Origin of the sequence: Rhodosalinus sp. K401 (assembly GCF_041365735.1) — a bacterium.
In the GTDB taxonomy this organism is placed as follows: Bacteria; Pseudomonadota; Alphaproteobacteria; order Rhodobacterales; family Rhodobacteraceae; genus Rhodosalinus.
In genome coordinates this window covers 322,995-336,033 of the sequence record NZ_JBGFSI010000001.1, presented here as the reverse complement: position 1 = coordinate 336,033, position 13,039 = coordinate 322,995, and the positions used below count along the sequence as shown (strand labels likewise).

The 13,039-nt window shown below is 69.2% G+C and carries 15 protein-coding genes; 11 read left to right on the top strand and 4 right to left on the bottom strand.

The genetic code is table 11. From position 1 onward, the window contains the following. Positions 1–53 precede the first annotated feature (53 nt). The 3 genes from betA to AB6A66_RS01660 all read left to right on the top strand — a co-directional run bounded on the left by betA (position 54) and on the right by AB6A66_RS01660 (position 2,779). Positions 54–1,712 (top strand): choline dehydrogenase, encoded by a 1,659-nt coding sequence (gene betA, locus AB6A66_RS01670; protein ID WP_371054519.1) that lies wholly within the window; start codon positions 54–56, stop codon positions 1,710–1,712. 54 nt (positions 1,713–1,766) lie between these two features. Next, positions 1,767–2,441 carry a thermonuclease family protein gene (locus AB6A66_RS01665; RefSeq protein ID WP_371054517.1) on the top strand — a complete coding sequence of 225 codons (675 nt, stop codon included), beginning with the start codon at positions 1,767–1,769 and terminating at the stop codon, positions 2,439–2,441. 89 nt (positions 2,442–2,530) lie between these two features. Then, entirely contained in the window at positions 2,531–2,779 is a 249-nt protein-coding gene (locus tag AB6A66_RS01660) for a YdcH family protein (protein ID WP_371037873.1), read from the top strand. 63 nt (positions 2,780–2,842) lie between these two features. On the opposite strand, the gene AB6A66_RS01655 is transcribed toward AB6A66_RS01660, so the two are convergent. From AB6A66_RS01655 to AB6A66_RS01645, 3 genes are all read right to left on the bottom strand, one after another. After that, positions 2,843–3,316 (bottom strand): hypothetical protein, encoded by a 474-nt coding sequence (locus AB6A66_RS01655; protein WP_371054516.1) that lies wholly within the window; start codon positions 3,314–3,316, stop codon positions 2,843–2,845. Positions 3,317–3,391: 75 nt separating this feature from the next. Further along, positions 3,392–4,783, bottom strand: a complete 1,392-nt coding sequence (locus AB6A66_RS01650; RefSeq protein ID WP_371054515.1) for a short-chain fatty acyl-CoA regulator family protein — start codon at positions 4,781–4,783, stop codon at positions 3,392–3,394. An 85-nt stretch (positions 4,784–4,868) separates the two neighbouring features. Beyond that, complete coding sequence (locus tag AB6A66_RS01645) at positions 4,869–6,083, bottom strand: multidrug effflux MFS transporter (RefSeq protein WP_371054514.1); 1,215 nt, start codon at positions 6,081–6,083, stop codon at positions 4,869–4,871. Between the two features lie 183 nt (positions 6,084–6,266). On the opposite strand from AB6A66_RS01645, the gene AB6A66_RS01640 reads away from it, so the two are divergent. The 8 genes from AB6A66_RS01640 to AB6A66_RS01605 all read left to right on the top strand — a co-directional run bounded on the left by AB6A66_RS01640 (position 6,267) and on the right by AB6A66_RS01605 (position 12,494). Continuing rightward, the gene (locus tag AB6A66_RS01640) at positions 6,267–7,799 is read left to right on the top strand and encodes an acyl-CoA carboxylase subunit beta (protein ID WP_371054513.1); all 1,533 of its coding nucleotides are present in this window, start codon (positions 6,267–6,269) and stop codon (positions 7,797–7,799) included. Between the two features lie 79 nt (positions 7,800–7,878). Further along, a complete protein-coding gene (locus tag AB6A66_RS01635; protein WP_371054512.1) occupies positions 7,879–8,223 on the top strand; it encodes a hypothetical protein in 345 nt (114 codons plus the stop codon). Beyond that, positions 8,193–8,597 (top strand): DUF6497 family protein, encoded by a 405-nt coding sequence (locus AB6A66_RS01630; RefSeq protein WP_371054511.1) that lies wholly within the window; start codon positions 8,193–8,195, stop codon positions 8,595–8,597. Before AB6A66_RS01635 ends, AB6A66_RS01630 begins: the two co-directional genes overlap by 31 nt. 214 nt (positions 8,598–8,811) lie before the next feature. Beyond that, the gene (locus tag AB6A66_RS01625; RefSeq protein ID WP_371037866.1) at positions 8,812–8,958 is read left to right on the top strand and encodes a hypothetical protein; all 147 of its coding nucleotides are present in this window, start codon (positions 8,812–8,814) and stop codon (positions 8,956–8,958) included. Positions 8,959–9,081: 123 nt separating this feature from the next. Next, positions 9,082–9,429, top strand: a complete 348-nt coding sequence (locus AB6A66_RS01620) for a hypothetical protein (protein ID WP_371054509.1) — start codon at positions 9,082–9,084, stop codon at positions 9,427–9,429. 45 nt (positions 9,430–9,474) lie between these two features. After that, the gene (locus tag AB6A66_RS01615) at positions 9,475–9,834 is read left to right on the top strand and encodes a hypothetical protein (protein ID WP_371037864.1); all 360 of its coding nucleotides are present in this window, start codon (positions 9,475–9,477) and stop codon (positions 9,832–9,834) included. A 319-nt stretch (positions 9,835–10,153) separates the two neighbouring features. Then, complete coding sequence (locus tag AB6A66_RS01610; RefSeq protein WP_371037863.1) at positions 10,154–10,357, top strand: hypothetical protein; 204 nt, start codon at positions 10,154–10,156, stop codon at positions 10,355–10,357. A 136-nt stretch (positions 10,358–10,493) separates the two neighbouring features. Next, entirely contained in the window at positions 10,494–12,494 is a 2,001-nt protein-coding gene (locus AB6A66_RS01605; protein WP_371054508.1) for an acetyl-CoA carboxylase biotin carboxylase subunit, read from the top strand. Between the two features lie 40 nt (positions 12,495–12,534). On the opposite strand, the gene AB6A66_RS01600 is transcribed toward AB6A66_RS01605, so the two are convergent. Next, positions 12,535–13,011, bottom strand: a complete 477-nt coding sequence (locus AB6A66_RS01600) for a DUF4174 domain-containing protein (RefSeq protein ID WP_371054507.1) — start codon at positions 13,009–13,011, stop codon at positions 12,535–12,537. Positions 13,012–13,039 lie beyond the last annotated feature (28 nt).

Genomic DNA, 13,039 nt, shown 5'->3' with positions numbered 1-13,039 from the left:
CCGCCCACCCGCGCCGCCGCGCGGGGCCGGGACACGCGATCGAGGTGGAGATAATGGAAGCGGATTTCGTCATCGTGGGGGCGGGCAGCGCCGGCTGTGCCATGGCGTGGCGGCTGGCGGAGGCGGGCGCCTCGGTGCTCGTGATCGAGCATGGCGGCACCGATGCCGGGCCTCTGATCCAGATGCCGGGCGCGCTCAGCTTTCCGATGAACATGGCGCGCTATGACTGGGGCTACCGGACCGAACCCGAGCCGCATCTGGGCGGGCGACGCCTCGCCTGCCCGCGGGGCAAGGTGGTCGGGGGGTCCTCCTCGATCAACGGCATGGTCTATGTCCGCGGCCATGCGCGCGATTACGACCACTGGGCCGAGACCGGCGCGCAGGGCTGGTCCTATGCCGATGTTCTTCCCTATTTCCGCCGGATGGAAACCTGGCACGACGGCGGCCATGGCGGCGATCCGGACTGGCGCGGGACGGACGGCCCGCTGCACGTCAGCCGCGGGCGGCGCGACAACCCGCTCACCCGCGCCTTCGTCGAGGCCGGCCGGCAGGCGGGCTACGAGACCACCGAGGATTACAACGGCGAGAAGCAGGAAGGCTTCGGCGCGATGGAGGCCACGATCTGGCGCGGGCAGCGCTGGTCGGCGGCCAACGCCTACCTGAAGCCCGCACTGCGGCGCGACGGCTGCGATCTGGTGCGCGCCTTCGCCCGCCGCGTGGTCATCGAGGAGGGCCGCGCCACCGGCGTGGAGGTGTCACGCGGCGGCCGCGTGGGCGTGATCCGCGCCCGCCGCGAGGTGATCCTCGCCGCCTCTTCGATCAACACGCCGAAATTGCTGATGCTTTCCGGGATCGGTCCGGCGGCGCATCTCGCCGAGCACGGGATCGGGGTGGTCGCGGACCGGCCCGGGGTGGGCGCCAACCTTCAGGACCATCTGGAACTCTACATCCAGATGGCGGCCAGCCGGCCGGTGAGCCTTTATTCCTACTGGAACCTGCCGGGCAAGGCGTGGGTGGGCGCGCGCTGGCTTTTCACGCGCAGGGGCCCGGGCGCCTCGAACCAGTTCGAGAGCACGGCCTTCATCCGCTCGCGCGCGGGGGTGGAATACCCCGACATCCAGTACCACTTCCTGCCCATCGCGGTGCGCTACGATGGTCAGGCGGCGGCCGAGGGGCACGGCTTTCAGGCCCATGTCGGGCCGATGCGCTCGGCCGCGCGCGGGTCGGTCACGCTGCAGGGCGCCGACCCCGAGACGCCGCCGCGCATCCTCTTCAACTACATGAGCGAACCGCAGGACTGGGCGGATTTCCGCACCTGCATCCGCCTGACCCGCGAAATCTTCGCCCAGCCCGCCTTCGCGCCCTTCGTCCGCCACGAGATCCAGCCGGGCGCGGCGGCGCAGAGCGACGACGCGCTCGACGGGTTCATCCGCGAGCATGTCGAAAGCGCCTATCACCCTTGCGGCACGGCACGGATGGGGCGCCGCGACGATCCCGGCGCGGTGGTCGATCCCGAGGGACGGGTGATCGGGGTGGACGCGCTTCGGGTGGCTGACAGCTCGGTCTTTCCGCGGATCACGAACGGCAACACCAACGCTCCGTCGATTCTCGTGGGCGAGAAGATGGCCGATCATGTGCTCGGGCGCGATCCGCTGCCGCGCGACAACCGCGCCCCATGGATCCATCCCGGCTGGCGCACCGCGCAGCGTTAAGCATGGTCGCGAAAACCGCTTGATCCCGCGGGCTTGTCCCGCGAGATTAACGGAATGTTAAGAATTCGTTCCATTCTTGTTCTGGCCCTCGTCGCTCTTGCCGGCGCGGTCCCGGGCTTCCGGGCCTCGGCCGGGCCCGCGGGCATCGTTCAGGTGATCGACGCGGACACGCTCCGCGTGGACGGGGCGACGGTGCGGCTGCACGGGATCGACGCCCCCGAGCACGACCAGACCTGCCGCCGCGCCGACGGGCGAGAGTGGGCGTGCGGCGCCTGGGCGTCGCGCGAGGCGCGCGCGCGCCTCGAGGGCCGGCGCGCCGTCTGCGCAGAGCGCGACCAGGACCGGTATGGCCGGATCGTGGCGCGCTGCGACATGGGCGGCCGGGATATCGGGGCGATGCTCGTCGCCGAGGGCATGGCGGTCGCCTACCGGCGCTACTCGCGCGACTACGTCCCCGCAGAGCGCGAGGCGGCGCGCGCGGGGCGGGGCCTCCACGCCAGCCGCTTCGTGCCGCCGGAAGCCCACAGGCGCGCCACTCCGCCCCGACCCGAGGCGGGCTCCGCACGCTGCCGCATCAAGGGCAACATCGCCGGCGACGGCGAGCGGATCTACCACGTCCCCGGTCAGCGCGACTACGCGGCCACCCGCATCAGCGAGCGCCGTGGAGAGCGCTGGTTCTGCTCGGAGCAGGAGGCGCGCGCCGCGGGCTGGCGACGGGCCCTGCGATAGCTCCTGCGCGCTTGATCGAGGTCAAGGCTGGACGAGGTCCCCGTGCCTAGGCTGGCCGCCAGCCCAAGGACAAGGAGGAGACGCAAGAGATGTCCCATACGCCGCACGAGCTGCACGAAGAATTTCCGGAATTCGCAGAGAAGATCAGCGCGCTCAAGCAGTCGGACGCGCATTTCGCCAAGCTTGCCGACCGCTATCACGACCTCAACCGGCAGGTGCACCGCGCCGAGACCAATGTGGAACCGGTGGAAGAACTGGCCGAGATGCAGCTGCGCAAGGAGCGCGCGGGCCTCAAGGACGAGATCTACGCCTACCTGAAGGCCGGAACCGAGGCCTGACGCCTGCCTGCCGGCGCGTCGTCGCGGGGAGGACCTGCGATGGCGGCGCTGACCCGCGACCGCTCAGATGCCGAAGATGTCGCCCATGTTCTCGATGATCGCGACGAGCAGCACGACGCAGGCGATCAGAAGCGCCACCAGCCAGATGAACTGGAAGGTGATCGCGGCGGCGCCGAGGCTGGCGCCGTAAGCCGCATAGCGCCGATTCTCGCGCGCGATGGCCGAAATCGCGGCCAGGACGAGTGCTGCGATACCCAGAAGCGGTGCCGCGATGGCGAGTGCGGCCCATGCCGTGACGGCAGATGGCTCCGGCTCGGGCGCGGACAGGCCGAAAAAGGAGCGCCAGGCGGATCGCCTGATCTCTCCCGCGATCTCGCCGATCTGCGCGCCCACCGATGGCGTGGGCTCGAGGGTGGGGCCAACGATCTGGACGAAGACGAGCACGAGGCCCGCCGCGCCGGCCAGCACGGCCCAGGCGCCCCATTGGCGCAGCGGGCTCGGATCGCCCGCGCCCGGAATTTCGGCCTGACTGTTCATGCCGCCACAATGGCAGGCGTTTCTGGCGGCAATATGGCGCTCCGGCCGATGCCGCCTTGCCCGACCGCTGACGTCTCATTCCACGTGATAGGGCAGGACGCCGCGCCGGTCGGGGTCCACGCGCAGCCGCCGCTCGAGCGGTGGAACCGCGCGCTGGTGGCACTCCGTGCGCTCGCAGATCCGGCAGGAGATGCCGATGGGCTCGAAGGCGCGGGCGTTCTCCACGTCGAGATCGTCGGCGTAGACGAGCGCGCCCGCATGCGCCACCTCGCAACCCAGCGCGATGGCGAAGCGGCGCGTCGGCGCGCCGAAGCGCCCGCCCGGCTTCGAGACGTCGCGCGCGAGCGAGATGTAGCGCACGCCGTCCGGCGTCTCGGCGAGCTGGCGCAGGAAACGCCCCGGCGTCTCGAAGGCGCGGTGCACGTTCCAGAGCGGGCAGGCGCCGCCGAAGCGCGCGAACTGAAGCCGGGTGGCCGAATGGCGCTTGGTGATCGTGCCGGCCTGATCGACGCGCACGAAGAAGAACGGGATTCCCTTCGCGCCGGGACGCTGAAGCGTGGCGAGGCGGTGCGCCACCTGCTCGATCGAGGCGCCGAAGCGATGCGCGAGAAGCTCGAGATCGTGGCGCGTCCGCTGGGCGGTCGCGAGGAAGGCGCCATAGGGCATCATCGCGGCGCCGGCGAAGTAGTTGGCGAGCCCGATCTTGGCGATGTCGCGGGCCTCGCCCGTGCGGAAGCGCGCAAGATCGAGTGTCGCCTCCAGCAAGGGGCTCTGCGTGAGCAGCGCCAGCTGAAGAAGCATCTGGAACGTCTGCGTCTCGGGCGCGGCGCGCGACGACAGCACCAGCCGCTTCGTCGCGGCATCGTACTGCCGCAACCCGTCGGTGTCCTCGCGCGTGACGGTCACGCCGGCCTCCGCCAGCCGTGCCTCGGCGCGCGCGGGTCCGGCCATCGCGTCGCCGCCCGCGAACCGCTCGGCGGCGCGGTCCACCGCGTCGATGTAGTTGTCGCAATAGTGGAAGAAGTCGCGCACTTCCTCCCAGGGCGAGGGCCGGACGCGCGCATCCTCGCGGCCCAGCGCCTCGTCGAGGGAGGCGAGGCGCTCATGCACCTCGCGATAGGCGCGGTGAAGCCCGAGGAAGGCGCGGGCGAGGGCGGGTGCGTTCGACGCCGCGAGGCGGAGATCGGCCACCGGCGGCGGATCGGCGAAGACCGGATCGGCCAGCGCCTCGCGCATGTCCGAGACCAGCCGCTCGGCTTCGCCCGAGCCGAGTTCGGTCACGTCGAAGCCGAATTCCTCGGCCAGCGCCAGCACCACCGTGGTGGAAAGCGGGCGATTGTTGTTCTCCATCTGGTTGAGATAGGGCAGCGAGACGCCGAGTTTCGCGGCGAACGCCTTCTGGGTGAGATCCATCCGGGTGCGGATCTCGCGCAGTTTCGCGCCTGCGAAAAGCTTTCTGGGCGGCATGGGCGGCGACTCGTGGCGGCGCGGGAGGGTTTGCAGCTTCGCGTTTCCCAGCGATAGCTTTGCAAAGCCGTCCTGCCAACCCCGATCAGATCCCGAGCTGTCGCTCGCGGCGGATGACGTAGAGGATTGCGGCGACGCCGAGCGCCGCCGAGCCGCCCATGATGACCAGAAGCGGCGCCGCGCTGGAGCCGGGGCCGAGGGCGAGGCCCGCCAGAGCGGAAAGCGCCGCGCCGCCGCCGATCATGATCGCACCGCCCAAGCCGCTGGCCGAGCCCGCGAGATGCGGGCGCACCGACAGCATGCCCGCCGTGGCGTTGGGGATCGACATCCCGTTGCCGAGACCCACGAAGAACATGAAGCCGAAGAAGCTGGCCGCCGAGGACGCCCCGGCGAGCACGACCGCCAGCGAGGCCGCGCATCCCAGCGTGACGCAGGCCGTGCCCCAGAGCACCATGGCGTTGATCCCGAAGCGCACCGAGGCCACGCCCGACAGGAAATTGCCCAGGAAGTAGCCCACCGCCGGGGCGCCGAAGTAGAGGCCGAGTTCCTGCGGGCTCAGCCCGTAGACCTCTGTGCCCACGAAGGGACCGCCGCCGAGATAGGCGAAAAAGGCGCCCGAACCGAGCGCCGAGGCCAGGCAGTAGCCCCAGAAGCGCGGCGCGCGCAGAAGCTCGGGGTATTGGCGGAACTGCGCGGCGAGGCTGATCTCGCCGCGCTGGCCGGTCTCGCCGAGGTCGAGCCAGACCAGCGCCAGCACGGCCGCGCCCATCCAGAAGAGCAGCCAGAAATTCGCCTGCCACCCGAAGGCCGCGTCGAGAAGGCCGCCGATGGCGGGGCTGATCATCGGCACCACCGCCATGCCCATGGTCACGAAGGCGATCATGGAGCCGGCGCGCTCCGCCGGGACCATGTCGCGCACCACGGCGCGGCCGAGCACCATGCCCACCGCGGCGAAGGCCTGGATCATCCGGAAGACCAGGAAGACGGTCACGTTGGGCGCCCAGATGCAGCCCAGGGTCGCCACGCAGAAGATGGCGAGGCCCGCGAGCACCACCGGGCGCCGGCCCAGATTGTCCGCGACAGGGCCGACGAGGACCTGGATCACCGCGCTTACCGCGAGGTAGAGGCCGACCGAAAGCCCGATCACCGCGGAGGAGGTGCGGAAATGCTCGGCCATGGAGGGCAGGCTGGGTAGAAACACGTTCATCGCCATCGCGGACATGCCGGTCAGCGTGATGAGCGTGAAAAGATGCGGTGGCGTCGTCCGGGACAGGAACCGGACCTCGGGAAGGGCGGGCATGCCGTACCGGTTAGGCCCGCGCCGCCTGAATGTCCATCGCCCGACTGCCGGGGGCCGCGCTCTTTGCCGATTTGCATGTTTGCGCACAGCCCTTTGCGTGGCTTTGCAAATTTGCCCGTTTTTCCTTTTTCGCCGGGCGGCCCATCGTTAAGGTCTGCCGAACCGGCACGAAGGGGAGGCGTGATGAAGGACATCCTGCAGGAACTCGAGACCCGCCGCGGCGAGGCGCGTCTCGGTGGAGGCCAGGCGCGGATCGACAACCAGCATGCCAAGGGCAAGCTGACGGCCCGCGAGCGTATCGAACTGCTGCTCGACGAGGGCAGCTTCGAAGAGTTCGACATGTTCGTCACGCATCGCTGCACGGATTTCGGAATGGAGGATTCCAAGCCCTACGGCGACGGCGTCGTCACGGGCGGGGGCACGGTCAACGGCCGCCAGGTCTATGTCTTCGCGCAGGACTTCACCGTGCTGGGCGGCTCGCTGTCCGCGACCCATGCCATGAAGATCGTAAAGATCATGGACATGGCGATCCAGAACGGCGCGCCCGTCATCGGCATCAAGGATTCGGGCGGCGCGCGCATCCAGGAGGGCGTGGACAGCCTCGCGGGATACGGCGACGTCTTCGACCGCAACATCCTCGCCTCGGGCGTCATCCCGCAGATCAGCGTCATCATGGGCCCCTGTGCGGGCGGGGCGGTCTATTCGCCGGCCATGACCGACTTCATCTTCATGGTGAAGGATTCGTCCTACATGTTCGTGACCGGCCCCGACGTGGTCAAGACGGTGACGAACGAGCATGTCACGGCGGAGGAACTGGGCGGCGCGACCACCCACACGCGGAAATCCTCGGTCGCCGACGGCGCCTTCGAGAACGACGTGGAGGCGCTGGCGGAGGTCCGCCGGCTCGTGGATTTCCTGCCGCTCAACAATCGCGCCGGGACGCCCGTCAGGCCCTTCTTCGACGATCCCAAGCGCGTGGAACCCTCGCTCGACACGCTGGTGCCGGAAAACGCCAACACGCCCTACGACATGAAGGAGCTGATCCTGAAGGTCGCGGACGAGGCGGATTTCTATGAGATCCAGGAGGATTTCGCGAAGAACATCATCACCGGTTTCATCCGGCTGGAGGGGCGGACGGTCGGCGTGGTGGCGAACCAGCCGATGGTGCTGGCCGGCTGCCTCGACATCGACTCGGCGCGCAAGGCCGCGCGCTTCGTGCGCTTCTGCGACGCCTTCGAGATCCCGCTTCTGACCTTCGTGGACGTGCCGGGTTTCCTGCCGGGAACCAAGCAGGAATACGACGGCATCATCAAGCATGGCGCGAAGCTTCTCTTCGCCTATGGGCAGGCGACGGTGCCCAAGGTCACCGTGATCACCCGCAAGGCCTATGGCGGTGCCTACGTCGTCATGGCGTCGAAGCACCTGCGCGGCGATTTCAACTACGCTTGGCCCACCTCCGAGGTCGCGGTGATGGGCGCCAAGGGCGCGGTGGAGATCCTCTACCGCTCCGAGCTTGGCGACGCGGACAAGATCGCCCGGCGCACCCAGGATTACGAGGACCGCTTCGCCAACCCCTTCGTGGCGGCCGAGCGCGGCTTCATCGACGAGGTGATCCAGCCCCGCTCCACCCGGATGCGCGTCGCCCGCGCCTTCGCGAGCCTGCGCAACAAGAAGGTGGAAACGCCCTGGAAGAAGCACGACAACATTCCTCTTTGAGCGTTCCGATGCGTCTTGCCGCTTCGAAGACCCCCGCCCGCGATGGCCTGCCGCGCCCGGCCGTGCCGGGGGGCGCCCGATGAGCCGCGCGGGATGGCACGGCGCCTTCGAGGGCGATCGCTTCGTGCTGGCGCGGCGCCTGCCCGTGCGCTGGGATGTGGCGGCCAGCTGCCGGATGCCCCGCGTCTCGGCCCCGCGCCTGGCGCGCGCGGTGCGCCAGGACGTCTGGCGGGCCCTGCGCCGGCTGCGCGGCTTCGCGCCGAGCGTCGAGATCGCGCCGGAGGGGCAGGGGCTTCGGGTCGTCGCGGGCGGCCGGGTGGATGGCCCGCTTCCCCGTGCCAGCGTCGAGGCGCGGCTTGCCGAGCTGCTCGCCTGCCCGGTGCGCCGGGCGCGATGGACCGCATATGCGGGGCCGGCCCGGTGATGCGCCCGGCGCTCTTGTTGATCGCGGCGGCGGGCGTCGCGGCCGCGGAGGGCACCGTGCCGGTGCCCTCGGGCCAGCCGGTCACGCGGATCGAGATCATCGAGGAGATGATGGCCGAGGGGCCGGTCCTGCGATACCGTTTCCTGGCCCCGAAGGCCGCGACGCTCGACTTCGAAACCCGCATGGCCGACATGGCGCATCTGTGCGAGTCGGTCGCCGTGCCGGATCTGCGCGACGCCGGGCCGGAGCGTCCCAGGGTGGTCGTCAGCCTGTCGGAAAAGCTCGTGGAATTCGGCGCGCGGGATGCCAGCGTGGCGCAATTCTTCGAGTCCTACACGGTCGCCGAAGATCGCTGCATCTGGGAGGCTTTTTGATGTGCCCTCAAGATCTGGTGGTTTTTCGCGGCTTTTCGGACGCGGATGCGACATTCGGGCCACAACCCCGGCGCATCGCGCATGCGGCATATGATTCCTTCATGGATTGCCGTAATTTGCACCGAGGTTGCCCGGAGGTGACCCGTGCCTCTCCGGCGTGTTCGGCGGACAAGTTGGTGCGTCGGCGCGCTATAAACGTAAACAGGAGTAACAAATGGCCAAGATCGTCAAGCTGTGCGCACTTTTCGGCTTCACCGCCGTCATCGCGGCCTGCGGCCAGCAGCAGCAGCAGGAAGAGTTCATCGTGGTCGAGCCCGAGCCGATCACGCAGGAACCGACCAGCACCGGCAAGTACAAGTAAGCCGGCTTCGGGACGGGCCCATGGGTCCGTCCCGCCTTCACCGCCACGGCGGGCTGAGCATCCTTTCTGTGCGCAAGCGAAGCCGTGCGGTACTTCGCTCATCGCCATTCCGGAGGATGTCAAATGGCTCATATCAGGTCCCTCATCGTTACCGCCGCGATCTGCGCCGGCCTCGCCGCCTGCGGACAGCAGCAGCAGCAAGCCGCGCCCCAGCCCGTCTACGTTCAACCGACATTCGACAAGTTCGGCGGCGCGAGCTGCCCGGACGGGTACACCGTTTCGAGCACCGCGAGCGGTCAGATCGTCTGCATCCCCGTGGGCCAGCGCACGCCCGGCCAGCCGGGTAACGGTAACGGAACCCGGACACCGGAGACGCCCGAAACCCCCGGTACCGCACCCGGCCAGAACCAGAACCGGAACCAGAACGAAAATCAGAACCAGAACAACCAGCAGACGGGCGCCGGCACCTGACGCCACGCTCGCACGCGGCATGGCCGCCCCGACGCGGGGGCGGCCATGCTGAAGCACCGGGGCTTTCCCGGCCGATTGCCCGGGACCGACTACCAGTTCACCATCCGGCGGGCGAACCCGAAGGGCGCCACCGCGATCATCCGCCGCGAACGCCACGCAGACCGCAGGCCGGCCGACCGCCGCGCCGACACGGCCTTCGTCGCCGCGCTGTGGCATCATTTCGGCGACACGCCCTTTCCGCGCGGCAACCTCGACGCCGGTCGTCTCAGCTGGCTTTTCGGCCGAGAAGTGCTTCCCGCTGACGATCCTTTCGATCCGGCCGATTACGACGCGCGGCTCGTGCTGGACGAGACGGCGGCGCGACGCGCCTTTCCCGAGGCGTTCGAGGACAACCCATGGGCATGATCCCGCGCATCCGGTCCCGATCTCGGCGGGTTGCGGCCGAATGGTGCCGCAGGGGAACATCGTGCTTGCCGTGCGCGGCGTCCGTCGGCTCCATGCAATCTGCACGGGAAACGCTTGCGTCGCGTAACGCGGCCGCGGGCCCGGGCTACCCTTCCCCTGACGGGCGGACCGCTCTCCCCCCGGAGCGGCCGCCCGGATTTTTTCCCGACGCGCGGGAAGCTGCCGAGCGCGGCGCGGCGCGCCGGCAAAGTCTTGCACGCGGGCGTGCCGTTGGGGCATCAATGGCACGCGTAGCAGTCAACGATAAGGAAGCGAACACATGCGAAATGCGTTCCGGGCCATGGCCCTTGCAGGCGTCGCCCTCGTGGCCGCGTGCGGCGACACCCCGCTCGAACAGGGCGTCACTGGCGCCGCGGGCGGCGCCGTCGCCGGCGAAGTGCTCTTCGGCGAGGCGCTCACCGGCGCCGCGATCGGTGCGGCCGGCTCCGTCGCCTATTGCCAGCGCTTCCCAGAGCGCTGCTGACACCGGGCGCGGCCACGCCGCGACCCGTCCAATCGATACCGGGACCATCGGGGCCGCCGCCGCCCCGGTGGTCCTTTTTGCGTTCAGCGATACCGGCGCCCGGGCGCCGGCCATGAAAGACCGGAAGGGATAGCGCATGTTCAAGAAGATCCTGATCGCGAACCGGGGGGAGATCGCCTGCCGGGTCGTCAAGACGGCCCGCGAGATGGGCATCGCGACGGTCGCGGTCTATTCGGACGCGGACAAGAACGCGCTGCACGTGGAAATGGCCGACGAGGCCGTGCATATCGGCCCGCCGCCGGCCAACCAGTCCTACATCGTGATCGACAGGATCATGGAGGCGATCCGCGCGACCGGCGCCGAGGCGGTGCATCCGGGCTACGGCTTCCTGTCCGAGAACCCGAAATTCGCCGACGCGCTGGCGCAGGCGGGCGTGGCGTTCATCGGCCCGCCCAAGGGCGCGATCGAGGCGATGGGCGACAAGATCACCTCGAAGAAGATCGCCCAGGAGGCCGACGTGAACACGGTGCCGGGATACATGGGCCTCATCGAGGATGCCGAGGAGGCGGTGCGTATCTCTTCCGACATCGGCTACCCGGTGATGATCAAGGCCAGCGCCGGCGGCGGCGGCAAGGGCATGCGCATCGCCTGGACGGACGAGGAGGCACGCGAGGGCTTCCAGTCCTCCAGGAACGAGGCGGCCAGCTCATTCGGCGACGACCGGATCTTCATCGAGAAGTTCGTCACCCAGCCGCGCCACATCGAGATCCAGGTTCTCGCCGACCAGCACGGCAACTGCATCTACCTGGGCGAGCGCGAGTGCTCGATCCAGCGCCGCAACCAGAAGGTGATCGAGGAGGCGCCCTCGCCCTTCCTCGACGAGGAGACGCGCCGGAAGATGGGCGAGCAGGCGGTCGCGCTCGCCCAGGCGGTGGGCTACACCTCCGCCGGCACGGTCGAGTTCATCGTGGACGGGCAGAAGAACTTCTACTTCCTCGAGATGAACACGCGCCTGCAGGTGGAGCACCCGGTCACCGAGCTCATCACCGGGATCGACCTCGTGGAGCAGATGATCCGCGTCGCGGCCGGAGAGCCGCTGAAGATCGCGCAGTCGGATGTCAGGCTCAATGGCTGGGCCATCGAAAGCCGGCTTTACGCGGAAGATCCCTACCGCAACTTCCTGCCTTCGATCGGGCGGCTGACCCGCTACCGCCCGCCCGCCGAGCTTGCCGTGGAAGGCGCCGTGGTGCGCAACGACACCGGCGTGTTCGAGGGCGGCGAGATCTCGATGTTCTACGACCCGATGATCGCCAAGCTCTGCACCTGGGGGCACACGCGCCTCGAGGCGATCGAGGGGATGCGCAACGCGCTCGACGCCTTCGAGGTCGAGGGGATCGGCCACAATCTGCCCTTCCTCTCGGCGGTGATGGATCATCCGAAATTCGTGGCGGGCGAGATGACGACGGCCTTCATCGCCGAGGAATGGCCCGACGGCTTCGCCGGCGTGCACTTGCCCGAGGACCAGCTGCGCCGCGTCGCCGCGGCCGCCGCCGCGATGTACCGGGTGGCAGAGATCCGGCGCACCCGCATCTCGGGACGGATGGATAACCACGAGCGCAAGGTGGGCGCCGACTGGGTGGTGACGCTGCAGGGCGCGGATTACGCCGCGCGCGTGGAGGCCGACCGGGAGGGCGCGACGGTCAGCTTCACCGACGGGCAGGCGCATCGCGTCTCGGGCGGCTGGACGCCGGGCGACCCGCTTGCCGAGATGACGGTGGACGGCGCGCCGCTGGTGATGAAGGTGGCCAAGATCTCGGGCGGCTACCGGCTTCGGCTCCGCGGCGCCGACCTCAAGGTGCATGTGCGCACCCCGCGGCAGGCCGAGCTTGCGCGGCGCATGCCCGAGAAGGCGCCGCCCGACACCTCCCGCATGCTGCTCTGTCCCATGCCTGGACTGATCATGAAGGTCGACGTGGAGGTGGGGCAGGAGGTCCAGGAAGGCCAGGCGCTCTGCACCGTCGAGGCCATGAAGATGGAGAACATCCTGCGCGCCGAGCGCAAGGCGGTGGTCGCGAAGATCAACGCCGCGGCGGGCGACAGCCTCGCCGTGGACGACGTGATCATGGAGTTCGAGTGAGCCCGCCGCGCAGCCCCGACGCGTCCCGCCGGCCGCGCCTTCAGCGCGCGCCGGCCGCGCCCTGCTCGCGGACTTCCTGCTGGCGGAGCGGCAGCTTGTCGATGGAGGCGGTGATCTCGCGCACATCCCACGGCAACGGCTTGCGCGTGATCAGCGTGCCGTCCTTGCCGATGATCGCCAGCATGAAGCCGCGCGGGCGCAGTTCCCGGCGCAGCGCCGAGCGCGCGGACGGATCGGTATCGGTAAGCACCACGACGTCGCGGTATGCCAGCGCCTCCTCTCGGGCGCGGATCTCCTCCATCTGCTGGACGAAGCGCGGATCGTTCGGGCTGTCGGCGAACACGACGACGGGGCGGGCCACCCAGAGGAATTCCTCGAGCGTCAGGTCGGTGCCGTCGCGGATGATCGAGGCTTCCGCCGTTTCTTCGGCGGTTTCGGACTGCGCGGCGTCGGCCTGCTGCGCTGTCACGGGATGCGCCGCGAGCGCGGCGAGGATGATGGCGGCTATTCGGGTCATGGTCACTCCTGTCGCCGGAGATATAGTC